The sequence below is a fragment of the bacterium (Candidatus Blackallbacteria) CG13_big_fil_rev_8_21_14_2_50_49_14 genome (assembly GCA_002783405.1).
Lineage (GTDB): Bacteria > Cyanobacteriota > Sericytochromatia > UBA7694 > UBA7694.
This window is the reverse complement of sequence record PFGG01000071.1, coordinates 12,944-35,503: the sequence shown is the minus strand read 5'-3', so window position 1 is coordinate 35,503 and position 22,560 is coordinate 12,944. Positions and strand designations below refer to the sequence as shown.

Here is a 22,560-nt window from a genome sequence, read left to right as displayed (position 1 = left end):
AAGCCTGAAGACTGTCAACTGGATTGGTTTTTTAAAGTAAATTCAGTTGAACCTGAAGAGCAGCGCTGTTGCTCACACTGTAGTCACTGCCAATGGTGATTTTTCCAGGGTCAACGGGAGCGTCTCCCCCATCAGTTGAGACGGCTGCAGCTTGTCCGTTGACGAGCAAACTGGAATTTGTCAGGTTGGTATCTTGGGCATTAAACGCTGCCAGAGCCACATAGTAGCTGCCAGGCATAAGATTGAGAATACTGATGCTCTGTGTATTGTTATAAAGGTTGGCATTGATACTGAAGGGACCATAACTGATCTGAGGAGTGCCTGTATTGCTGTCGACGAGATAGGCTCGAAAATAGGCTATATCATTTGCCTGATAGCTGCTGCCATCAATGACACTTAACTGAGTGTCCAGACTGGCCCCTATGGCATCACGCAGGTTCAGGGAAACTTCCAAGGCCGCACTGCTGCTGACAGTATACGTGGGGGCACTGCCTACCACCAATTGGCCTTGTCCGTTGCCGCCCTGAGTAGAAACCGATACGTTTTCTCCATTGATACTGCAAGCCGAATTGAGTTGGGTGAGGTTTTGGCCCTGACTGTCGAGGGCCAGAATGGCAACATAATAGGCTTGGTTGGAGCTTCTTAAATGATTGAAGACAAGATTTTGTTGGCCAGCGGTTAAATTCGCAGAGATTTGAAAAGGGCCGTAACTGGCGGTGAGCGGCCCGTTGGGTGTTGAGCCTGAATCGACCAGATAGAGTTTAAAACTGGCGATTTCGGAGGCCATCGCGTTCGGGCTGCCACTTGTATTGGACTGCGTTTGCCAAGTTTTGGAAGGCGTTTTGATCAATAGCTTTAACTGGGCTGAGCTTGTCTCTGCCATTTTTGTATCAATTTGCATTTCCGAAGGGGACGGAGCTGTTTCATACTGTGTTTCTGTAATGGGGCTGAAGGGTGCCAGATTCAGCAAAGAGGGGGGCTGACAGGAAGTTAGTCCTATCAGCCCCCCCAACAGAAGCACAGACCAGAGTTTAAGAGGCTGAAACAGGGTCGGCCGGTGCTGTCGAACCATCGGTTACCGTGACCTTGGAATCAATCGTGGCACCCAAAGCATCTAAAAGTGTCAGGCCTACGCCCAATTGGGTGGTACTGCTGACCGTATAGGTTGGGGCAGCACCGACGCCTACTTCACCTGCGCCACCTCCGCCTGTGGTTGAAACATAGACATTGGCGCCGCCAATGGTAATGCCCGAACCGAGATTGGTGATATTACCACCGCCAGAATCCTTTGCTTTAATGGCGACATAGTAATTATTGGTAGAAGTCGTGACGTTGTTAAAGGTAATGGTCTGTTGCCCAGTGACTAAACTTGCAGTCACATTGAATGGGCCATGGGCTGCCGTAATTGCGCCTGAAGGAGCAGCGACAGAGTCGATCAGATAGACATCAAAACTGCTGATATCTGCTGCCACGCTGTTACGTGTCCCACTGCTGCTGGCTTTAACTGCAAAGCCACCGTCAGCAGCTTTGATTGTGAGCTTGAATGAGGCTGGCGTTTTGATCTGGCCACGGCCTACATCAATGATCGTAGGTTGGGCCAAGGCTTTCTGTACGTTCATGCTGGTTTCTTGTATCCCTTGTTGCAGTACGGATGAAACTGAAACAGGGGCTGGGGTGGGTGTAGCACAGGCCACAACCAAGCTCAAGGCAAAGAAGGATGTCGCGAGAGTTTTAAGAGGGGTTGAAGCTTTCATTTTTCGATTCTCCTTGGTCTGTTTTGGGAAGGGGCCTTGAGGGATTTGGGCTCTTGGTCTCTTTCTTTATGCTTTTAGTTTAAAACTCCAAAATGACAGACTGATGCCTGGATGGTGATAGACCTGTGATAAAAGGATGATTTTTTAAATAGATTTTGAGTAAGTGTCAGGAAGGGCTGAAAGCCTTGACTAAAGCTGGTTTTGCTTAAAACGATAGCCCATGCCACGTACCGTTTCAATAAACTGTACCTCAGAGACCGAGTCGCCAAGCTTTTCGCGCAGACGTCTGATTAAGGCATCAACCGCTCTGTCATTGACATCGAGGTCTTCCTGCCAGAGTTGTTCAAGCAGTTGCTGGCGGGTAAAGAGCTGACCTGGGTGTGCTGCCAACCAAGCCAGCACTTCAAATTCTTTATGGGTGAGGCTGAGTTCTTGACCTGAGAGGCAGGCCTTATAACTTGAAGTATCTATTCTCAGGTTGTTTTGGATAATGGGGGGAGAATGAATCTGTTGTGAGGGAGCGGAGATCTGTTTCAAACGACGCAGCAGTGAATGGATCTTTGCGCGAAATGTTTTGATTTTAAAGGGTTTTACAAGATAGTCATCGGCTCCCAGTTCCAGGCCCACTACCTGATCGGTTTCATCTCCCAGACTGGTCATAAAGACAAAAAGTTGACAGGGGTTTTTTTGTTTAATTGTACGGCAGATATCCAGGCCCAGAATATCTGGCAGCATGACATCGCAAAGAACCAAATCAGGTTTGAGTGTTTCATAGGCTTGAATACCCTCTTGTCCATTTGCTGCCGTGTGAACTTGATAGAGATCCAGACTCAAAACCTCTTGAACAGTTTTCAGGATTTGAGGATCATCATCGATGAGCAGGATGATCGGATGATGGGATTTGGGCATATGCATGGAAACACTATTTTTTATTTTATTTATAAATTATAGCAGTTTTTACACTTGATTTGACTTCTGCTGAAACTTAACGGTTTTTAATTAAAAACTTTTATTTTTAAAATAAAAAATCAGATATTTTAATTAGATTGATTTTTTTTAAGTGAATAAGCCAGAATCATCTCGCGTCGATTGCGAAGTTTGAGACGCAGGGCAAGGTCTCCCTGGGGGTTGAGCGAAACAGGGTTGAGTGCAAATTCTGTGATTTTGGAATCGGCAAAGGCTTCTCCGATCGCCAGAATGCATTGATAACCGCTCTCTGTGGGGCGATAGAGGCCCAAATTTCCTCCTACTGGGGTGGCGTAAAACAGGCCGAGTTGGGCCCTCCAAGGTAACCCTCCCCGAAAACTCTCAAACCCTTGCGCTGTGCTGTAATGGCGTGTGATCTTGCCCTTGTTCCAGCTATAGATACCAGCTTGTTCTTTTTCGCTGGCAGCGAAAACCAGGCAGCCACTCTGATTGAGTGCAGGAAACAACCCCAAGCTTTCAAAGCCCGAGCCGGTTTCAATCCAAGGGCTGATTTGACCTGATTCAAAACAATAATAGCCTGCTTTGCCCGACTGGGTTTCGGCACGAAACAAGAGCCCCCCTTGGGGTGTAAATTGGGGCAAGCCTTGAAACGCTCTGAAATCTTTTCCGGTGCAGGCTATTCGGGTTTGTTTTTGGGGGGTAAAGACTTCAAGGGTTTCCTGACCTGAGTGCAACTGGGTTCTGAAGGCGATAGCTCCGTTGGGACTGATGACGGGGCCTAAGGGGCCCATTTTGCTCGTTTCTGAATTGGTTTGTGCCAAGACCTGTGTTTGCCCTGATTCGAATAAAAACAAGCCTTCAGAACCCTCCTGACAATGGGCAAACCCAGCGACCTGACCTGTTTCGCTGACCACAGGGTGGCTGACAAACTCTTGAAATTGAAGATCCGTTTGGGCCAGTGAGAGAATCTTTTGGCCAGAACCCAGGAACAGACCACTCCCTCCTTGGCGCAGGCGGGCTTGAAAGACAACCTCTGCTTGGGCATTGAGGGTTGCCACATAGGGTGAAAAAGTACTGAACTCAGCAGAATTGTCTGCGATTTGTAGGAAACGGTGTCCGCTGCTGGAAAGATGGTGAAGAATGGGCATGACCACAGTTTAGCAAAAATAGTTTCCTTCTCTTATTCTGCGGCTTTTTCGCAAGCCCTGAAGGGCTTTGTTGTACTGCTATTGGGTGAGATACTATAGTCAGATAAAAATTCAAGCTGGAGTTGCCTTTCTTTCTCATGCCCGAATTGAAGTTTCACCTGAATCCTGACTGGAATCTCAGTCTTGAAGAGGCCTTGGCTTTTCAGTCTGATGGGGCAGAAAAAGTCTGTCTAAGCGATGCTTTTTCTGAAATTCAGACGGTTGCAGGGGTTGATATTGCCTATGCAAAGGATTCTGAACTCTTGATTGCGGGGGGGGTGGTGCTCCATGCGCAGACGCTGGAAGTGCTTGAAAAAGCGTATTATGTAGGGAATTCAGTTTTTCCCTATCAGCCGGGGCTTTTCTCTTTTCGAGAAGTGCCCCCTTTGTTAAAAGCGTTAGAGCAGCTTTCCTGTTTGCCCGATCTGATTGTTTGTGATGGCCATGGTCGGGCGCATCCTCGCCGTTTTGGCCTGGCCTCGCATCTGGGGCTTTTGCTGGATATTCCTACGATAGGCTGCGGCAAAACGCCTTTGCTCAAACCTGAGTATGAGCCAGGCCCAGAGCGTGGCGCACGCAGCCCAGTACAATTGAACGGAGAGACTGTGGGTGTGGCCTTGCGTACCCAGCCCGCTATTCGCCCGGTTTATGTTTCTGTGGGCCACCGTATCAGCCTTGAAACGGCCTGTGATTGGATTTTGCGTTTGAGTGAACGCTATCGCCAGCCAGAAACCACGCGCCAGGCTAATAGCTATGTCAATCAACTGCGTCAGGCGGGTTTAAAGATTTAAGCTTGCCCCTGTGCTTGAGACTTAAACCTGTGCTACAAAACCAGCGGAGGAAATTGCCATGCCTGAATTGCCCGAAGTTGAAGTTGTTCGTCAAGGCCTCGAAGCCCAACTTCTGCACAAGCAGATTGAAGGGGTCGAGATCTATACCCCCCATATTACCCAGCCGGATCCAGAGAGCTGGTCTGAGGCATTGACAGGACAAAAACTCATGGCCCTGGAACGCCGGGCCAAGTATCTGATTCTGCGTTTGAGTCAGGATTGTCTGCTGGTACATCTGCGTATGACGGGACAGATGCTCCTGCAAGCCAACCAAAGCCCTCAGGCTGAACCGCGCGAGGCCTTGGTGCTGCCTTTTACCTATTACCGCAAGCCTGTGCTTGATTTGCCTGATAAACATACCCATCTGCGCCTGGGTTTTTCAGGGGGGATCCAGCTGTATTTCAGAGATATCCGCAAATTTGGGCGCGTAGAGAAACTCTTGCCAGAGGCTTTGACGGAACACCCTGGTTTGGCCAAGTTGGGGGTTGAACCCTTGGGGTCTGAATATACCTGGAAACATTTTCAAGGCCTTTTACAGGGGCAGCGGGCGATCAAGGCTTTTTTACTTGATCAGACCCGGATTGCGGGCTTGGGCAATATTTATGTGGATGAAGCTCTTTTTGAAGCTGGCATTCGCCCCCAACGGCCGGTGGCCAGTCTGCGGCCTGCAGAGGCCAAGCGCCTGTTTGCCGCCATTCCCAAAATTCTTGAGAAAGCGATTGCCAGTGGCGGCACAACACTGAAAGACTATCTGCACCCCGATGGAAAAGGCGGAGAGCACCAGGAAGAGTTAAAGGTGTATGGGCGCGGAAAAATGCCTTGCCTGCGGTGTGGACAGCTGCTCGAAAAAACAGTGGTGGCGCAAAGAGGAACGCATTTCTGTGCCCATTGCCAGCAATAGTCAGACGTGCCATTCACTGAGCAGATATTGAATCCGGTGGGCAATTTGGGGCAGGGGCGCGATCTCATCGGCGAGGTGGTTTTCGATGATTGCGCGGGGCATGCCGTAGACCACGCAACTCGAGGCCTCTTCAGCCAAGCAGCGCCCACCCGCCTCATGCAAGGCCCGAATGCCTTCCAGACCGTCTTGGCCCATGCCGGTTAAAATCACGCCCAAGACTTTGCCTTGAAAAAAGCGACTGGCTGAAATCAAGGTCATGTCGACAGCTGGGCGTACACCACAATGCGGTGGCTTTTGATTCAGTTCAATCCGCCCGCGGCGATCCAATTCCATATGGTAGTTTGCTGGCGCCACCAGAACCCGGCCGGGCATGAGAATATCTCCCTGGCGGGCTTCACGGATTTCAAGGGCTGAAACGGCATGCAGGCTTTCTGCAAGAGATTGGGTGAAATTGGGCAGCATATGTTGAACCACCAGAATGGGCAAGGGAAAGCCGGCGGGCAATTCTGAAAATAAGCTGTGTAGGGCTTGGGGGCCGCCTGTGGAGGTTCCGATCACCACCGCTTTGGCCACGCCTGTGGTCATTTTTGCCAGAGCTTTTTGGGAAAGGGTTGTTTGGGTTTTCAGGCGCGGGCGAGAACGCTGCAATGCCAAACGCTTGGATTGACGAGAAAGCTGACCTGCGCTGCGAATTTTGCGAATGAGTTCGCTGCGCAATTTTTGTAGTTCAAGTTCATTGTCTGAGTTTGGACGGGGAAAGAGATCATAGGCTCCCAACTGCAAGGCTTTTCGTGCCACTTCTTGGGTTTGATCTGTTTGAGAGCTGAGTACAATCACAGGCGTTGGGCATTCACTGTCAATTTGGGTGAGAATTTGTAAGATTTGAGTTTCCTCTTCAGCAGAAAGGGTGATGACATCAGGTTTCAGATGTTTAACCCGCTGTAAGGCATTGATTCCACTTGCGGGTGTATCGAGTACTTCTATGCCAGGTTCATTTTGTAGCAATTGACGCAAAATTCTTTGTGCGAAAACAGAATCATCCACAACCAGAACCCGGATAGCGTCTGGATAAGAGGCCTGCTTACTCATGACGTTGCCAGAAGTTCCTGAAAATGAATTTTTACCCGTTCCTTAATATATTCCATATTGTACTCTCTTTGCCCAGCTTCTTTGAGTGAGATCATCACTTCAGCAGGAAAACCACAGGGATTCAGCCCTTGGATCATGGTCAGGGAATTATTGATATTCAGAGCAAAACCATGCCAGGTGACCCAGCGTCTGACCGCAATCCCGATCGAGGCGATTTTTCGATCCTTGAGCCAGACGCCGGTATGACCGGCTTCTGGATGGCTGTGGGCTTGAAAATCCAAATCTTTCAGGGTGAGAATCAGGGTCTTTTCCAAGCGGCTTAAAAAAGCACGCAAATCACGTTTTTCAGGGGGGAGCCAGATTATCGGATACCCTACCAATTGACCGGGTTCATGAAAAGAGAGTTCACCGCCCCTTTCTATTTCATAGAGAGGAAAAGCGGGGAGATCTTGTAGAGTTTCAGCACGCAGCCGACGGCCACAGGTGAAAACGGCGGGATGTTCTACCAGCAGCAGTTGGTCGGGGATTTCCTGACGGGCCCGTTTTTCAACCAGCTCTTTCTGCAACTGCCAGATTTCCGCGTAATCCCGCAGCCCCAGATCCTGAATTTCCAGGGGGCGATTCACCTTACTGATTATTCCAGCAGAAGGCGTTTGGGATTTTCAAGCAACTGCAGCAGATGGCGCATGAAATAAGCGGCTTCTGCGCCATCGACCACGCGATGATCGACAGAGAGCGAAAAAGTACAAACCCAGCGGGGGACAATTTCGCCCTGATAGACCACGGGCTTTTGATAGATTTTGTTAAAGCCCAGAATGGCGACTTCGGGATAATTGATAATCGGAGCTGAGATCAGGCCCCCAATCGCGCCAATATTGGTAATCGTAAAGGTGCTGCCTCGCAGTTCTTCGGCTTTGGCTTTGCCGTCTCGCACGGCACTGCTCAAACGATCAATTTCAAGTGCCAATTGCTTGATACTGAGCTGATCGGCATTGGGGATCACGGGCACCAAAAGACCTTGGGGAGAAGCGGTGGCGATCCCCAAATGGTAATATTTTTTCAAAACCAACTCCTGGCGGGCTTCTTCCAGAGAAGCATTCAAGCTGGGGTGGGCTTTGAGCGCTGAAGCCACGGCCTTGATCACGAAAGGCAGATAGGTCAGCTTGATTCCTTCTTGCTTGAGCTGGGGAGCGACTTCTTTGCGAAATTCGACCAATTCTGTTAGATCGGCTTCATCGGCGTAGAGAAAATCGGGGGCTGTAAATTTTGCGCGCACCATCTGTTCTGCGATTTTGCGCCGAATACCGCGTAAGGGAATGCGTTCCTCTGCTGTTGACGGGTCTGTGGGTTGTGCCGGGGGGTGGGGCGCTGGGGAGGCTGTTTGGGGGATTTGAGCTTGAAGGGCTGGCTGAGCTGCTTGGGCGAGATCTTCAAGCAAAATCCGTCCAAAGGGTCCAGACCCTTTGATTTGCGAAAGATCCAAACCGCGCTCACGGGCTTTTTGCCGAACAGCCGGAGTGGCCATGGCATTGTCATTTGTGGCGGGCGCTTGCAGGGGAGCTGCCGAAGGCTGTGTGGCAGAAGGCTGTTTTTGTGTTGTGGGCGCAGCGCTTTCCATTTTTTCTGCACCTGATTTCAGGCGGGCAATCACACTGCCAACAGGTACCAAATCGCCTTCAGAAAATAAAAGCTCGGCCACGACCCCGCTTTCTGGGGTGGGAATTTCAACGGAAGCTTTATCTGTCAGTATTTCTAGCAGGGCTTGTTCGGCCTGAACGGATTCTCCAGGGGCCACACTCCACTTGACGATCTCACCTTCAGCGATGCCTTCGCCAATTGGGGGCAAACGAACTTCAATCATCGTTTTTCTCCTTCAGCAGCAGGTTTTTGACAAAGAGTTCTCCGGCCCGGTAAGAACTGCGAACCAGCGGGCCTGAGGCGGTATAGAGAAAGCCTTTGTCTTCACATATTTTTTGCCATTCGGCAAATTTTTCTGGGGGAATAAAATCCAGTACGGGCAGGTGTTTGGAGGTGGGTTGTAAATATTGACCGATGGTGAGAATATCTGTTTGGTAGGCACGCAAATCATTCAGGGCCTGTTCAACTTCTGCATCGGTTTCACCCAAGCCCAACATCAGCGCCGATTTTGTATAGCGGCTGGGATCTTTTTGTTTGATATACGCCAGTACGTTTAATGAACCTTGGTAAGACGCTTTGGCATCACGCACCTGTTTAGAAAGCCGGGCCACGGTTTCAAGATTATGCGCAATCACATCGGGTTTGGCCGCTATCAAGCGATCCAAAGCGGCAGGATCTTCCTGAAAATCAGGAATCAAAACTTCGATTAAAATACGGGGGTGGGCAAGTCGAATGGCTTCTACGGTTTGGGCAAAATGTCCAGCTCCCCCATCGGGAAGGTCATCGCGATCCACGGAGGTTAAAACTACGTAGTCAAGATCCATGGCCGCGATGGCTTCAGCGACTTTTTGAGGTTCATCTGCATCCAGGGGTTGACCGCGTTTGGCTGTTTTGACGGCGCAAAAACGACAACCTCGGGTACAGGTGTCTCCCATCAACATAAAAGTGGCCGTTCCGCCGCCCCAACATTCTCCAATATTGGGGCAACGGGCCTCTTCACAGACCGTATTGAGTTCACGCTCACGCAAAATTTGCTTCAGGTGTGCGTAATTTTCTCCTCCGGCAAGGCGAACCTTGAGCCAGGGCGGTTTGGGCTGACGAGAGAGGGGACGATCCGTAAGCATCTTCAGTCTACTTTTTAGGTTTGAAGCTGCGAATGGTCCGTCGGCGGGTCAGAAGTTTCTTGGCAGGTTTGGCTTTGGCAGCGGGTTCAGGTGCTGCTTCTGCGCTTGCATCAGAGGCTTCTGTGTTTGCCTCAGCTGGTTCTTCAGAAAAGTCATCTTCAGCTGTATCAAGAGGCTCGACATGCGCTTCCTCAAGAACTTCAGCGGGTTCAGAATAGGCTTCTGCGGTCACTGCTTCATCTTCAGTGTGAGGTTGATCTTCGGCCTCAGCGAAACTTTGGGTTTCCTCTGGGCTGGAATCTTCCTGTTCTGAGTCGTCAGCAGCATGATTTTCAAAAGATCGCGCTGTTTCGGCTGGCGTTTGCAGAATGCTGAGCAGACCATCGCTGTCGATTTGACTGAGCAATTCGTCCAGACGATTGGCCAGTTTGCCTGAGACATTGAGGGAGTCTTCACGCTCAATAAACTCTTGCAGACGTTCATCCGTAACTTCACCTGTGAAATAGCTCTCATCAAAGAGCAAATCTTCGGGCCGTTCGGGCGTAATTTGCTTTTCTTTGGGGGCTGTTTCCTGAATGGGCATCGGTGGCGGCGGTGCTGAGACCGTTTTTTCAACCACAGGAGCCGGTTTGCTCCGGCCGTTTTCCCGGTTTTTAGGCGCGGGAGCAGGAGGCGGCGCTGTGCTCTTTTCGGCTCCACCACGAAAACGACTGCTTTTTTCTGGCGGGGTAATCGCCGGAATCCGCATTTTCATGCCATCATGTGTCATCACATCAGCACGGTAGAAGAGATTGCGGATGCGGCCAATTCCCTGACAGGTTGGGCAGGGCATGGTCAACATTTCGCTGAGTCTCTGTCTTTGGCGGCGACGGGTCATTTCCACCAGTCCAAACTCAGAAAAATAGCTGATCTGAGGTTGCGACTTGTCGTGGTGCAGGGCATCGGAAAGTTTTTGCCAAACGATCTGTTGATCGCGTGGGTTGTCCATATCAATAAAGTCAATGACGATCACGCCCCCGATGTCACGCAAAACCAATTGGCGCGCAATCTCTTCTGCGGCTTCACAATTGGTACGCAGAATCGTTTCTGGCTGATTGTCCGTTGAGGTCATTGAACTGGTATTAATATCTATCGAGGTAAGCGCCTCGGTGGGCTGAATGACAAGCGTACCACCACTGGGCAATTGAACCACGGGTTGAATCGCAGTTTCGAGCTGCTGATAAATTCCGTAATTACTCAGGATGGGCACACTGCCGTTGTAGACACGCAATTTATTGCGGGCCTGGGTATCAGACCAATTGTTCAGATATTTTAGGGCACGTTCATAGGTCCCTTGTCCTTCGACCACAATTCGATTGACCGAATGTGTGGCGCCTTCACGCAGAATGCGCTCCAGAATATCCTGATCCCGGTAGAGAGTCGTTCCGGGGGTGGCTTTTTCTGAGAGTTGCAAAATCTGTTTCCAGCGGGCCAACAAGAGCTTGAGATCGTCACGCAAAGTTTGTTCTGACTGACCGACCGCTTCGGGGCGCAATACAATACCATAGCCTGAACCACAGATGATTCTTGCGATTCGGGAAAGGCGAGCCCGTTCCCGGGCATCGTAAATACGCTTGGAAAGTCCGATACGACGTTCAAAAGGGGTGAGTACCAGAAAGCGACCGGGCAGTTGGATGAATCCAGTCAGACAGGCTCCTTTGTTTCCTGTAGGTTCGCGGGTGACCTGAACAAGCAAGTGTTGTTGGGGTTTAAGAAACTGACGGATGCCACTTTGTTGCTTTTTACTGGCAGGCAGATCGGAGACGTGAATAAATCCGCTTTTTTCCCGCCCGATATCTAGGAAAGAGGCCTCTATGGCGGGAACTATGGATTCTACTGAGGCCAGAATGATATCTCCGACAAACTGCTCTCCCTCACTCAGATAAAACTCTGTAACGACACCGTTATCTAATACAACAGCGATTTTATCCGCTTCACTTACGACTATTTCCCTTGACACAATACTTTTGTTTACCTCTTTTCTTAAAGAATAGCTACATTTATGGAGGAGAGTAAAATCTTATTCAATTATCAAGGTGCAAATGCATATTTTTGAGTTAATCAATAGAAAACCCGATAAAGCTCGAGAAAACTTGTTTGAAAGAAGACATTTGCATAGAGACAAAACAGCTTTTTAAAGCACTTTTACATCTCTTAAGAAGTATTCTATCACATCTCCTGATTTAGATTGGTATTCGGGATCCTTCCCTCTTGGATTCAGCTTGACTTCAGGCTAAAAAAAAGTCTGCCCTGGAGGGGTCAGGACAGACAATTGGATAAATTCAAAATGAAAGAAAAATGATTAAAATTCTTTTTATTTCTGAGTAGTAGTGGCCGGAGCCGTGGTGGCTGGGGTTGTTGTTTTTGCTGTGGATTGCTGCGTGTTTTGGCCCGCACTGTAAGTGCCATAGGGGTTACTGCTGTAGCCCGTGCCATAGCCAGTTCCTGTACCGTAACCCGTGCCGTAACCCGTGCCGTAGCCGGTTCCTGTACCATAACCTGTGCCATAGCCAGTACCATAACCTGTGCCTGTGCCATAACCCGTACCGTAGCCAGTTCCTGTACCATAACCCGTGCCATAGGGATCGCTGTAGCCCGTGCCATAACCCGTACCGTAGCCGGTTCCTGTACCATAACCTGTGCCATAGCCAGTACCATAACCTGTTCCTGTACCGTAACCGGTACCGTAGCCCGTGCCGTAGCCAGAACCTGTATTATAAGGGTCTGTATAGCCATAGCCTCCGCCATAGCTGGGGGTTGTTCCGTAGCCGGTACCATAACCCGTTCCTGTACCGTAACCGGTACCGTAGCCCGTGCCGTAGCCAGTACCATAGCCTGTGCCATAGGGATTTTGATAGCCCATCGGCTGTTGATAGCCGCAGGCCGTAAAGCTACCTGCTAAGAAAGCAGAAAAAACCAAGAGTTTGATTTTCTTTAACATAGGGCTGAACCTCATTTTGAATTATCCATAATCTTAATTTAACTTATTTTTGTGGCTTTGTAAAGCGTTTTGATCCTGAATTTTGCATTTTTAATGAAAAATCTCCACTTTCGAGAATTCAAAAGTGGAGATTTAAAAAAACGGGGATAAGTTAAAGAGAGGGTATTAAAGCTTAGCGGGCAGGTGTGGCCGTTTTGGTTGTTTTGGGAGCACTGTAGGTGCCATAGGGGGTGGCGCCATAGCCAGTACCATAGCCAGTACCATAGCCAGGCGTAGTGCCGTAGCCAGGCGTAGTGCCGTAGCCAGGCGTGGTGCCATAGCCGGTGCCGTAGGTAGAACCGTAGCCAGGTGTGGTGCCATAGCCGGTGCCGTAGGTGCTGCCGGTGCCATAAGCTGAACCGTAGGGATCAGCATAGCCGGTGCCGTAGGTAGAACCGTATCCTGTTCCGTAGGTGCTGCCGGTGCCATAGCCTGTTCCGTAGGTAGAACCGTAACCTGTACCGTAGGTGCTGCCGGTGCCATAGGTGGAACCATAACCTGTTCCGTAGCTGGAACCATAACCAGCGCCGTAGGCACTGCCTGTTCCATAAGGATTCATGGGGTATTGCTGTGCGCCACAGGCTGTAAAACTAACTGCAGCCAGGGCGGAGATTACCAGAAATTTCAGTGCCTTCATCATGAACTTATCCCTCTTTAATTCTTTACTTTTCTGCCAGTTGCTCTGTTTCTGAAGAGGAAAGACGTTTTTTAAATCATGGAATGCTATGATGTTACGTTCTCTACACTCTTCCAGAATGAAAGCTATTCTGGCCACACTGTAGTTATCTGGAACTGAAGCACAAAACTTTCTTAATTTGAATTAGTGTTTTATTTAAGAAATGGTTAATCTTGAGGGCTGTGAATATGACCAAAATTTTTTTAACAGGGGCGACAGGATGCGTTGGCAGCTATGTTTTAAGTTCCTTGCTGGCCGATTCGGATTTTCAAATTCAAGCTTTGGTACGTACTCCTGAAAAAATACCTGCAGATTTGCGAGGGCATTCTCGTTTAAAGATCCTCAAGGGAGACCTTGCGGATTTAAATGCTTTTGAAAAAGAACTCAAAGAAGCGGAATATCTGATTCATACTGCTGTGGCCTGGGGCGAAAGTGCAGCCTATGCGCTGAATTTTAAGCAGACACGGCTTTTATTTGAATCTTTGAATCCCTTGATCTGTCGGCGAATTTTTTATTTTTCAACAGCCAGTCTTTTGGGGGCACAGCAGAGGTTTTTTCCTCGTTGTTTTTTTGCAGGAACGGATTATATTCGCAGCAAAGCAGCTCTGCATTGCTATCTGCAAGAGACAACCGCTCTCCCCCCCTTATCAGTGCTCTATCCTACTGTCATTCTAGGTGGAGATTCAAATCATACCTTCAGTGCCGCCGGTCAAGGGCTGAAAGACTTGCCTGAATGGATGCCTTGGCTGAGATTTTTGCGGATTCAGGGTCTTTTTCACTGGATTCATGCTGCAGATATTGCGCAAATGTTGGTGTATTGGCTGAAGCAGGGAACAGCAGGAACTGAAATGGTCTTGGGCAATCCAGCGCAAACGGTTGGTGAGGTTTTGGCTGAGCTGAGCGCCTATTGTGATTTAGCCCCTGTTTATCAAGTGCCCTTGGAACCTTTTTTACCTTTGCTGACAGCTCTTTTATCTGGGCAGATGAATGATTGGGATCGCTATTCCCTGCGTGCCAGGAATTTAGAGTATTCGGCTTTTTATCCTGCCCGCTTGGGGCTTTTTTCTGAACATGCTTCTTTGCAGCAGGTTTTGAGGACCATGGGAATTGCCAAGATGAAAAAAGCCCCCTGAATATTCAGAGGGCTTTTTCAGTATCTGTTTGTTTAACCCCAGAGGGCGTTCCAGGCATTTTTCATGCGATCTGCAAAACCTGGTTTCTGTCCGGGTGGGGGAACCTGTGGCATGCCTGCTACCTGTTGCTGTTGATAACCGGGAGGTGCCATTTGTGCTTGTGGCTGGGGGGGCACAAAGGGCTGTGGCTGAACAATATACTGAGGTGTCTGCTGCTGCACATAGGGATATTGCTGCGGTACGATCGGCACCTGCTGAGGGGTTGGGGGCATCATCACCTGTTGACCTTGGGGGGGCATTCCTGGGCGCTGTTGAGGCACGCCCTGGGGTGCCATTTGGGGGGCTGCAGCCTGTTGCGGCGGAGCCGCACTTAAGCGCTGAGCAATATTTTCATAGGCTGCGACTTCTTGGGCCGAAGGTTGATAACCTTGCTGTTTGACTCTTTGTTCAAGTTGCAGGGCCCATTGAATTTCCTGTTGGCTGGCATTGCCCATTTGTGACGGGGCTTGAGCGGGCTGTTGGGGAGCTGTTGCTGCCTGAGGCATCATGGGTTGGGAAGCCGGTGGCAATGTTTGAGGCTGAAAGGGTTGCGCTGCAGGCGGAGCCGTCTGCGGCTGAAACTGAGGCGCAGGCTGAACAGGAGCCGTTTGGGGCTGTGACTGAGCTGCGCTCAAGCGTTGGGCGATATTTTGGTAGGCAGCCGTTTCTTGGGCTGTTGGCTGGTATTTCTGTTGATTGACTCTTTGTTCAAGTTGCAGGGCCCATTGAATTTCCTGTTGGCTGACATTTCCTGTTGGAGGCTGTTGAGGAGCTGTTGCCGCCTGAGGCATCATGGGGGCGGGTGTCAGACTGGCGGGTACAGGCTGAGTCATTGCGACAGCCGGAGGGGTTTGGGGGGCTCCACGCAAACTGGTGGGCACGGTTACCACGGGTTGGCCACTGCCGGGAGCGGCAATGGGCAAAGGCATGGCTGAAGCTGCAGGAGGAGCAAAGGGTTTGCTCCAATTGCTCCAATCGCGATTGCCATTGGGGGCAGTGGGTGCCGTAGCAGGAGCTTGTTGGGCCGCCGCCAGTCGCTTGGCAATGTCTTCATAACGGGCAGTTTCTTGGGCGGTGGGTTGCTGACCCCCTTTTACTTTTTGTTCAAGTTGCAGGGCCCATTGAATTTCATCTTGGCTGACCTGAGGTGCAGCGGGAGCCTGGGGTGCGCTTGGGGCAGCGGCAGGAGCCTGTTGAGCAGCTGCCAGCCGTTTGGCGATATCTTCATAACGGGCAGTTTCTTGGGCGGTGGGTTGTTGTCCACCTTTTACTTTTTGTTCAAGTTGCAGAGCCCATTGAATTTCATCTTGGCTGACCTGAGGTGCCGCCGGAGCTTGAGGCGCAGTAGGCGCTGCGGGGGCCTGTTGAGCAGCGGCAAGTCGTTTGGCAATGTCTTCATAACGGGCGGTTTCTTGGGCGGTGGGTTGTTGTCCACCTTTTACTTTTTGTTCAAGTTGCAGGGCCCATTGAATTTCATCTTGGCTGACCTGTGGCACTGCCGGAGCTTGGGGGGCACCTGTGGGCATGCCGGGAGCTGGGCTGGGCTGACTGAAGGCCTGACGAATACGGGCGATTTTATCATCGATACTCGAGACCACGCGATCCATATCTTCAGGGGAAGAAACAGGTACAAAAGCATCTGAACCCATCGCTGGAGCAGAAGCAGGGCCTGTCGGAGAATATCCTGGATAGTTACCAGCAGGAGCAGGGGTGCCAGCGCCATTCCTATTGAAGGGGCTGTATACACTGGTGCCTGGCACCTGGGACTGATAACCGCTTGTATATGTCATGTCAGATACCCTTTCTCAGACCTTTACAAAATCCTTATCGCGGATTTTTTGGAAAACATGCTTATCTCTGCCTTAAATTCTGATCAATCAGGGATTAAACTCTGCAGGCAGTTCGACTTGAATCCGCGTATAAACCGCTCCCTCAAGCTTTAACTTATTGGTGCGGGCTGAAAAGATGACTTTTTTTCCGCGAATCAGGCCATCGTTCCCTTGTATTATAACAGAACCGCTCATGGTGATTTCCTGTAGCTGACGGGTTTTGGGATCTAATTTGACGGTTGCCGTCTGGCACTGAATTCGGTATTGATTGAGGGTGATTCTGACATTCCGATGAAAGCGCGTCAGACCACTGTCCAACTCCATTTCGACTTCATCGGCCAGAATTTCAATGGCCCGTTTGGGGGTTGCCAGAACGGGAGAAAGATCCGAAGAGAAGGTGAAGCAGAGCAAACAGAATATCGCCCCGATCCCAAGCTTGAGTTTCATGGCTTTAGTCTGAAATGCGTGCAATGACGTAATGATTGAGATTCAGAAAAATGGGACGCTTGATTTCATCGAGGGTTTCAAAAAATTTAGCGGGCTGGTCCAAAGTGACGATTTGGTCATTATAGAGTTCCATGAACTCGGGATCTGCATTGAGAATCACCGTAAAGTAAGTACTGAATGCGCCGATTTTCATATTGAGTTTTTTCGCGAGTACGAGTACGTTTTTAAAGTCTGTACGGGCTTGAATTCGAAGTGCCAAGGCTTTTCCTTCAGCGTGTTCGATATCAATTTCAATCACGCGTAAAGTGACTTCTTCTGAATTGTCGAGAATAAAGGTCACATTCTCATTTAAACTGTGAATATGGCTTGATACTCCCTGTGCTGCAAGTTCAAACGCCTTTGAAAGGGGGGCTGCAGCTCCGTTCATCAATTGTTGGTAGGCCTGTGGATCGGGTAGTTTCGAAGCATCAGAAGATGGTGACATGCAGTGTTTTCAATGCCTTCCTAAGAGGTATTTCCAGCATAGCATAGGCCTCTGGTAAATGAATCTCAGCTTGACGGCCTTGCTCTGCGTGATGAAAAAAGAGGTGTAAATAAGGAGGAGGAAATGCCTCCAGAAAATGCTCAGGCCATTCAATCAAAGAAAAGGCCTGGGGGTCTCTAAGATAGTCTTCAATGCCGATTTCATAAAGTTCTTCAAGGGAGCCCAAGCGGTATAAATCAAAATGAAACAGGGTTTGACCGTTGGCAAAGTGGTATTCATTTACCAGACTGAAGGTTGGGCTGGTGAGGTGTTCTTTGATTCCTAAACCTTTGGCCAAGCCCTGACTGAAGGTTGTTTTGCCACTGCCTAAATCCCCTTGTAAAAGCCAGACCGAAGGCAATTCAGACTTAAATTGAGCCAAGAGAGCCCCCAAGTTTTGGGTCTCCTGGGCTGAAGCAAGGGTGAGATTTAAAACAGGCATTTGAGGTTTCGTTTTAATTTTACAGAGTTGTGTTTGCTTTGAGCTTGAAAAGTACCCTGCACAGTGCAGAACCAGATGTTTTTGAAGCAAGTGCTCCAAACAACAACAGAAACCTCTCCAACATTTTAGGTTTCCTCAACGCAGAGGTATACGGCCATGCCAGAAGACGGTTTCAACCTTTAGAAGGGTTAGGCTCAAAACACTAGAATTCCGCATCAATGCGCAGGGTACTCTGTTTATTATCCTAGCACAGGCCTTTTGATTTTCACCACTTGTCTGAAAGACGAATGCAAAGGTCTGTGGGGAAGTGACAAAAATATTTATAAATTTAATATTTTTATCTGCTATTCAGGGTGTATTTTAATATTATTTGAAATAAAGACGTATATATAAAAAAATAGTTTTTGTTATGTTTTTAATTGATTTATTTTTAGTTTAAAAAGCTGGTTTTTAATTGGTTTTTGATTTCTTTTAATTAAGTATTAAATACGTCGGATTCTATTTTAAAAATTTTAAAATTACATTAAATCGGAGCGTTAGTTATATTGATTTAAGGTGCAAATTGTGTATAGTTGTGTTATATGGATGGGCTAATTATCTGGCCTTGATTCAGAAATCATGATTTTCCAGATCTGGCACTGTGTCTGCCCCCAGACCAGCGGTATCAAACTTGAGGTAATTTACGAATGGTTGGTTTGAGAGATCTCCCCATGCAGAGTACTGCACTGATTGCTTTTTCTCTGAGTGTTTCACTGGCTGTTGCCGGTTGTGTCGCTTCTAATCCTGAGCTTCTGCAGCAGAAACCCCTGGTTCCTACCAGTTCAGTTTCTCAAACAGTATCAGGTCCACTGCCTCAGGCGCGTCCGCTTCCACAAAGTCTCTATCGTTATGATTGGACGACTGATCGAATTCTCGGTGCCCAAGGTTTTCGCACCCAGGCTTTTGTTGATTCTGTAAAACCTGCAATGAGTGATCCTGCGATTGAACAACAGGTGAAAGAGGCCACTTCTTCAGGGGGCTTGACCAGTGATTTTGCAAAAAATCTTCCGGGTTCAGACAACAGTGAGTATTTGCCCAATACACCTGTCGTGATTGGCACTGATGCTTATTACCTTACTTCCAGTCTGTCCTCTACCAATGTCTTTGCGTTGAATGACAACGGTTCAAAAATTTGGGATCTCAGCCTGCATGATAATGGCGGGCGGTTTATTGGCACTTCTGCGGGGCTGGGTGCGGCAGGCGGTGTGAATACCCTTTACGCGCTTTCCAGTACCGGTCGGCTTTATGCGATCAATGCCGCTACAGGGCTTGTTCGCAGTTTTGTAGATATTATTGGCGAAGAGTTTGAGTTCTCCTCTCCCTTCGTCATTTCTGGAGCCACTGATAATATTTATGTTGCAGGCAGTAAACAAGGGCGTATTTACAAATACACCTTCAATGGTACAAGCTTTACCCAAAGTTACAGTCCCAAAGTGGTCAGCAGTTCGAATACCGGAAAATTCAAAGCTTCGCCTGTTGTTACCGGGGCCGGTAAACATATTTATATTGGTTCTGAAGAAGGCAAGTTTTATAAAATTCGTGAAGACAATGGCGCGATCGTTTCTACCCTTGATCTGACAACCCTCCCCCGCAGTACGGGATGTCAGGTCAGTGCCTCTGTTGCCGTGGATGCCACGCTCGACGTGGGAATTGTGTCTTGCGGATCGTTTTTATATAAGGTTCGTTTGAATGATGCTTCCAATACCACGAATCTGTCTTTGGCAGCACAGAGTCCCTTGCTTGAAATTCGTGAATTAGCGGCCTTTAAACCCAGCCGCGTGCTGGGGCCCAATACGGTCAACAGAACCTTGCCCTCTACAAACTTATTGCGTGAGCCACTGCCCACAGATACAACCTTCTCCATCGATCAACGTTTTGGTTTTAAATCAGGAGATTTCCTGCGGATTATTACCCGCGATGGTCTGAGTCTATATGGCACCTTGGATCAGGTGACGGTTGAAGGGGCTGTGACCTTAAAAGAAAGCAAATTGTTCCCCTTGCCTTCCCCAACTCCCAACCCTGCTACTTTGCTGGGGGGAGAAAGTGTAAGTGTTGTGAACCTGGCCGTGCGTCCTACCCCGCTTCCTTCGCCTTCTGCAACGCCTAGCCCCACTCCCTCACCTACAGCAGCGGGTGCAGACCAGGTGTTCCAGTTTAAAATCGGAAACCCAGAGGGGCTGGCTGAAGGTGATTCGATTATCTTTACGAATTTACCGAATACCCCTGTGGCAACGCTGTGTTCGTCTACCAACGCCAGTTGTGACAAGGATGCCACCGGTACCAACCGTCACAAGGGCATTGAGGTTGCCTTGGATGATGATGGCAAAGTCGTAACAGACAGCTCGAAGTTTGTTTACCAATTAACAGTTCCAGATCCCGGTGGCACATTAAAAGCCGCTGTTCAGGCCAAGTTGCATACGGATAAATTCGTACCCTTTGAAAAAATCACCAACCGTGTGATGGGGGTGACCAATTCTACGATTGATTTTGAATTGGGCAGTGTTGCTGAGTTTGCCACAGGGCAGATCGTTCGCGTAACGCATAATAACACCAGTTTGCGTGGACGCTTTGAGTATGGTGTTGTTGCCAGCGTGGATACCACCAATCGCAGAATCAAGCTGACTTCTGCACTGACCGACGCACCCGGTGCCGGTGACAAGGTGGATATCATGGAACCGAATACGGCAACCTATGGTCGCGTCTTGCCTACCCAAGCTTATTCCAATGGCAATATCCTCTCTTCACCTGTTTTGAGAGGCAATGGACAGCATGTCTATCTCCAGCACGGCAATGTTTTGTTTGAACTGGATTATTCAAGTGATACAAAATTCAAAGAGGAAAGCAACTATCTGGTCTTGCAAGCAGCACGTATCGATCAGAGCAATCTTTCCTTTACAGCACTTTCCCGTTCGGTGCCGCTGGTTTTATCCAATGATAAACTTTTAACAGTTGATTCTGATCCAAGCGGAAAAACAGGAATTTTCCTGAACCGTGCGTTGCTGCCTTTGAATGCGAATCTTGAGCGTCTCAATGACGTGTTCCCAATTTCGGCACCGAATGCTGCCGGTGAGCTGCCCAAGCGGGCAGAAACCCGCCCTGTTCCTTTGGGAGCAGCTTCTAATTTTGTCGTCATGGGCGGTGGCAATGGAATCGTTTACAAATTGCATAAGGATATGGCCTGGTAATGAACAGAAAACATATTCAGTGGGTCCTGGTATCTTGTGGGTTGGCCATTAGTGTCGGCTGTACCGTTCCCTTCCTGGTAAATACCCGAAATACAACAGATCCGTCTTCGCCTGTGATTTTACCTTCTTCATTGGCGTCTACTTTACCTGTTTTTCTGCCCCAACCGGGTGTGAGTTCTGGGCCAATACCCATTCCTTCCCCTTCAGGGCCTTTTGGGGCTATCGCTTCTTCCAATCCTGGCATTGACGGGCCTTTGCCAACTCCTACGGCAACGCCTTTTCTGCCCAATATTGCTCCCAATATTGACAACCAGATCTCAGCCAATCCATTGCCCGTGATTCAAGCCAGTGGCCAATTGGCAACCAATCTTCCGGTTGTGAAGTCGGTGATTAAGGGGCGCGTTTTGGGATGGGATATTAAATCGGAACAGTTCCTTCCTCTGTCGAGCGCAAAGGTAAAAGTGGATGAATCCCTTTCATTGACAACAGACAGCAATGGTTTTTATGAAACCACGCAGGAATTTGACAAGCTTGTCAGCCTTTCAGCTGGCTTTGAAGGATATACTTCATCCTCGGTCACGGATGTACCTCCTGGCACAAACCGGGATATTCACTTAACTCCGCTTAAAGAGGGGCCACTCTTCCGCCAGGACAGTTATGGTTTTAGTGGAAGTGTTACCAATCTGAATCAGAATGGCCGCGATGCTTTCATTGTGTTTACAGATGGCAATGGCAGCAATGCTTCTGCAGCTGCTCCTGATAAATTCAGTGGCCGCTATAATATGAGCGTTCGTGTCAAGGTAAATCGTTCTTCAACAAAGGGAACCCTGTTTACGGGAGTCTTTGAGTCAATCGGCAGTCTTCTGCAATTGACACAATACGGCTACAGTCCCAATGTGGTGGTTCCGACGCCTCCCCCCCAACCGATTCCTACGCCCTTGCCCAGTGCCAGTGCTGGTTATACTCCGATTCGACCCACTGACCTCTTGGTCTCATTTAATCACCAGATCAGCCCTGAAGCCTTTGGTCAAATCAATGTCAATCTGACAGCCCCCTCAGACAGTGGTTTGAAAAATGTGGTCATGCAGATTTATATGAATATGCCAGATGGTGGACGTGTTTTGGTGGCTAAATACACCAGCTATACCTCTGCTTCTGTGACCCAGACCGTTCGCTTGCCTAAGCTGAACAATACCAATTTTACGCTTGAAGCCCACAGTGGAACTTCTCTGAAGGGCAGCGATATTGTGGTTCCCAATATTCAACTCAACAATACGGTTTCACGCAGTTTTATGACGCCTCCGGTCTTCAATCGGATTGGCAGTGAAACAGATTTCAAAGATCTGAATAAAACCCATTTTATTACCAGTGATTTGACGCCTGATATTGCCTGGAACCGCCATACGGAAGCCAATAGCTATCAGGTGGATTTGCAAGGGCAGACACCGCAGCTTTTCCGCTGGGAAGCCTATACCTTGGGCACTTCGATTAAGTATCCTGACTTTGGAACAGATCACCCGTCCAGTTTAAAACTGGGAAATAATTACCGTGTTCAGTTGGTCGCCAGTGATTTTGACCTGGGTACTTTCAATGTTTTGGGCCTGAAAGACTGGAGTCAACCCATTCATTTCGAACCCGGAAAAGGAAATGATCCCTTTAGCATTAAATTATTGAATCCGACGATTAATAATTTTGCGCAAGGTTATCGTGTGACCTATAACTCGTTGACCTTCCTGTCGAACTAAGATCGATTTTTGATTGAAAAAAGCAGCGTTTAA

Annotated in this window: 19 protein-coding genes and 1 pseudogene; 5 read left to right on the top strand and 15 right to left on the bottom strand. The window is 48.9% G+C overall.

Features of this window, described 5'->3' with window-relative positions:
- Window positions 1-31: 31 nt before the first annotated feature.
- The 4 genes from COW20_19660 to COW20_19645 all read right to left on the bottom strand — a co-directional run bounded on the left by COW20_19660 (window position 32) and on the right by COW20_19645 (window position 3,829).
- On the bottom strand, window positions 32-1,072 hold the full coding sequence (locus COW20_19660; protein ID PIW45571.1) for a hypothetical protein: 1,041 nt from the start codon (window positions 1,070-1,072) through the stop codon (window positions 32-34).
- On the bottom strand, window positions 1,032-1,754 hold the full coding sequence (locus tag COW20_19655; GenBank protein PIW45570.1) for a hypothetical protein: 723 nt from the start codon (window positions 1,752-1,754) through the stop codon (window positions 1,032-1,034). The genes COW20_19660 and COW20_19655 overlap by 41 nt, the downstream gene beginning before the upstream one ends.
- Window positions 1,755-1,943: 189 nt before the next feature.
- On the bottom strand, window positions 1,944-2,669 hold the full coding sequence (locus tag COW20_19650; GenBank protein PIW45569.1) for a DNA-binding response regulator: 726 nt from the start codon (window positions 2,667-2,669) through the stop codon (window positions 1,944-1,946).
- Between the two features lie 122 nt (window positions 2,670-2,791).
- On the bottom strand, window positions 2,792-3,829 hold the full coding sequence (locus COW20_19645) for a hypothetical protein (GenBank protein PIW45568.1): 1,038 nt from the start codon (window positions 3,827-3,829) through the stop codon (window positions 2,792-2,794).
- A gap of 137 nt (window positions 3,830-3,966) precedes the next feature.
- Here COW20_19645 and COW20_19640 point away from each other — a divergent pair, with 137 nt between their 5' ends.
- Entirely contained in the window at window positions 3,967-4,659 is a 693-nt protein-coding gene (locus COW20_19640) for an endonuclease V (GenBank protein PIW45567.1), read from the top strand.
- A gap of 58 nt (window positions 4,660-4,717) precedes the next feature.
- The gene (locus COW20_19635; GenBank protein ID PIW45566.1) at window positions 4,718-5,599 is read left to right on the top strand and encodes a bifunctional DNA-formamidopyrimidine glycosylase/DNA-(apurinic or apyrimidinic site) lyase; all 882 of its coding nucleotides are present in this window, start codon (window positions 4,718-4,720) and stop codon (window positions 5,597-5,599) included.
- On the opposite strand, the gene COW20_19630 is transcribed toward COW20_19635, so the two are convergent.
- The 7 genes and pseudogenes from COW20_19630 to COW20_19600 form a co-directional block, all read right to left on the bottom strand.
- Window positions 5,600-6,688, bottom strand: coding sequence for a chemotaxis response regulator protein-glutamate methylesterase (locus COW20_19630; protein PIW45565.1), 1,089 nt, complete (start codon window positions 6,686-6,688; stop codon window positions 5,600-5,602).
- On the bottom strand, window positions 6,685-7,326 hold the full coding sequence (locus COW20_19625; GenBank protein PIW45564.1) for an octanoyltransferase: 642 nt from the start codon (window positions 7,324-7,326) through the stop codon (window positions 6,685-6,687). The genes COW20_19630 and COW20_19625 overlap by 4 nt, the downstream gene beginning before the upstream one ends.
- The gene (locus COW20_19620; GenBank protein PIW45563.1) at window positions 7,323-8,549 is read right to left on the bottom strand and encodes a hypothetical protein; all 1,227 of its coding nucleotides are present in this window, start codon (window positions 8,547-8,549) and stop codon (window positions 7,323-7,325) included. Before COW20_19620 ends, COW20_19625 begins: the two co-directional genes overlap by 4 nt.
- Complete coding sequence (gene lipA / locus COW20_19615) at window positions 8,542-9,450, bottom strand: lipoyl synthase (protein PIW45562.1); 909 nt, start codon at window positions 9,448-9,450, stop codon at window positions 8,542-8,544. Before lipA ends, COW20_19620 begins: the two co-directional genes overlap by 8 nt.
- 7 nt (window positions 9,451-9,457) lie before the next feature.
- Window positions 9,458-11,452: a hypothetical protein gene (locus tag COW20_19610; GenBank protein ID PIW45561.1), complete on the bottom strand. Its 1,995-nt coding sequence runs from the start codon at window positions 11,450-11,452 to the stop codon at window positions 9,458-9,460.
- A gap of 468 nt (window positions 11,453-11,920) precedes the next feature.
- A pseudogene (locus tag COW20_19605) lies at window positions 11,921-12,430 on the bottom strand (hypothetical protein).
- 172 nt (window positions 12,431-12,602) lie between these two features.
- On the bottom strand, window positions 12,603-13,109 hold the full coding sequence (locus COW20_19600) for a hypothetical protein (GenBank protein PIW45560.1): 507 nt from the start codon (window positions 13,107-13,109) through the stop codon (window positions 12,603-12,605).
- A gap of 224 nt (window positions 13,110-13,333) precedes the next feature.
- Between COW20_19600 and COW20_19595 the strand changes: the two genes are divergently transcribed.
- Window positions 13,334-14,278, top strand: coding sequence for a hypothetical protein (locus tag COW20_19595; GenBank protein ID PIW45559.1), 945 nt, complete (start codon window positions 13,334-13,336; stop codon window positions 14,276-14,278).
- A 32-nt stretch (window positions 14,279-14,310) separates the two neighbouring features.
- On the opposite strand, the gene COW20_19590 is transcribed toward COW20_19595, so the two are convergent.
- The 4 genes from COW20_19590 to COW20_19575 all read right to left on the bottom strand — a co-directional run bounded on the left by COW20_19590 (window position 14,311) and on the right by COW20_19575 (window position 17,657).
- Window positions 14,311-16,107, bottom strand: a complete 1,797-nt coding sequence (locus COW20_19590; GenBank protein ID PIW45558.1) for a hypothetical protein — start codon at window positions 16,105-16,107, stop codon at window positions 14,311-14,313.
- Window positions 16,108-16,194: 87 nt separating this feature from the next.
- Entirely contained in the window at window positions 16,195-16,593 is a 399-nt protein-coding gene (locus COW20_19585) for a hypothetical protein (GenBank protein ID PIW45557.1), read from the bottom strand.
- 4 nt (window positions 16,594-16,597) lie between these two features.
- A complete protein-coding gene (locus COW20_19580; protein PIW45556.1) occupies window positions 16,598-17,077 on the bottom strand; it encodes a hypothetical protein in 480 nt (159 codons plus the stop codon).
- On the bottom strand, window positions 17,061-17,657 hold the full coding sequence (locus tag COW20_19575; GenBank protein PIW45555.1) for a tRNA (adenosine(37)-N6)-threonylcarbamoyltransferase complex ATPase subunit type 1 TsaE: 597 nt from the start codon (window positions 17,655-17,657) through the stop codon (window positions 17,061-17,063). Before COW20_19575 ends, COW20_19580 begins: the two co-directional genes overlap by 17 nt.
- Window positions 17,658-18,268: 611 nt before the next feature.
- On the opposite strand from COW20_19575, the gene COW20_19570 reads away from it, so the two are divergent.
- Window positions 18,269-20,782: a hypothetical protein gene (locus tag COW20_19570; protein ID PIW45554.1), complete on the top strand. Its 2,514-nt coding sequence runs from the start codon at window positions 18,269-18,271 to the stop codon at window positions 20,780-20,782.
- Entirely contained in the window at window positions 20,782-22,527 is a 1,746-nt protein-coding gene (locus tag COW20_19565) for a hypothetical protein (GenBank protein PIW45553.1), read from the top strand. The genes COW20_19570 and COW20_19565 overlap by 1 nt, the downstream gene beginning before the upstream one ends.
- The last annotated feature ends 33 nt before the right edge of the window (window positions 22,528-22,560 follow it).

What these genes read in the sequence shown, in the direction of transcription:
- COW20_19620 (PIW45563.1), bottom strand. Translation starts at nt 8,549, where the DNA reads ATGATTGAAGTTCGTTTGCCCCCAATTGGCGAAGGCATCGCTGAAGGT.
- COW20_19590 (PIW45558.1), bottom strand. Translation starts at nt 16,107, where the DNA reads ATGACATATACAAGCGGTTATCAGTCCCAGGTGCCAGGCACCAGTGTA.
- COW20_19650 (PIW45569.1), bottom strand. Translation starts at nt 2,669, where the DNA reads ATGCATATGCCCAAATCCCATCATCCGATCATCCTGCTCATCGATGAT.
- COW20_19640 (PIW45567.1), top strand. Translation starts at nt 3,967, where the DNA reads ATGCCCGAATTGAAGTTTCACCTGAATCCTGACTGGAATCTCAGTCTT.
- COW20_19580 (PIW45556.1), bottom strand. Translation starts at nt 17,077, where the DNA reads ATGTCACCATCTTCTGATGCTTCGAAACTACCCGATCCACAGGCCTAC.
- COW20_19655 (PIW45570.1), bottom strand. Translation starts at nt 1,754, where the DNA reads ATGAAAGCTTCAACCCCTCTTAAAACTCTCGCGACATCCTTCTTTGCC.
- COW20_19600 (PIW45560.1), bottom strand. Translation starts at nt 13,109, where the DNA reads ATGATGAAGGCACTGAAATTTCTGGTAATCTCCGCCCTGGCTGCAGTT.
- COW20_19565 (PIW45553.1), top strand. Translation starts at nt 20,782, where the DNA reads ATGAACAGAAAACATATTCAGTGGGTCCTGGTATCTTGTGGGTTGGCC.
- COW20_19660 (PIW45571.1), bottom strand. Translation starts at nt 1,072, where the DNA reads ATGGTTCGACAGCACCGGCCGACCCTGTTTCAGCCTCTTAAACTCTGG.
- lipA (PIW45562.1), bottom strand. Translation starts at nt 9,450, where the DNA reads ATGCTTACGGATCGTCCCCTCTCTCGTCAGCCCAAACCGCCCTGGCTC.
- COW20_19570 (PIW45554.1), top strand. Translation starts at nt 18,269, where the DNA reads ATGCAGAGTACTGCACTGATTGCTTTTTCTCTGAGTGTTTCACTGGCT.
- COW20_19595 (PIW45559.1), top strand. Translation starts at nt 13,334, where the DNA reads ATGACCAAAATTTTTTTAACAGGGGCGACAGGATGCGTTGGCAGCTAT.
- COW20_19635 (PIW45566.1), top strand. Translation starts at nt 4,718, where the DNA reads ATGCCTGAATTGCCCGAAGTTGAAGTTGTTCGTCAAGGCCTCGAAGCC.
- COW20_19630 (PIW45565.1), bottom strand. Translation starts at nt 6,688, where the DNA reads ATGAGTAAGCAGGCCTCTTATCCAGACGCTATCCGGGTTCTGGTTGTG.
- COW20_19585 (PIW45557.1), bottom strand. Translation starts at nt 16,593, where the DNA reads ATGAAACTCAAGCTTGGGATCGGGGCGATATTCTGTTTGCTCTGCTTC.
- COW20_19645 (PIW45568.1), bottom strand. Translation starts at nt 3,829, where the DNA reads ATGCCCATTCTTCACCATCTTTCCAGCAGCGGACACCGTTTCCTACAA.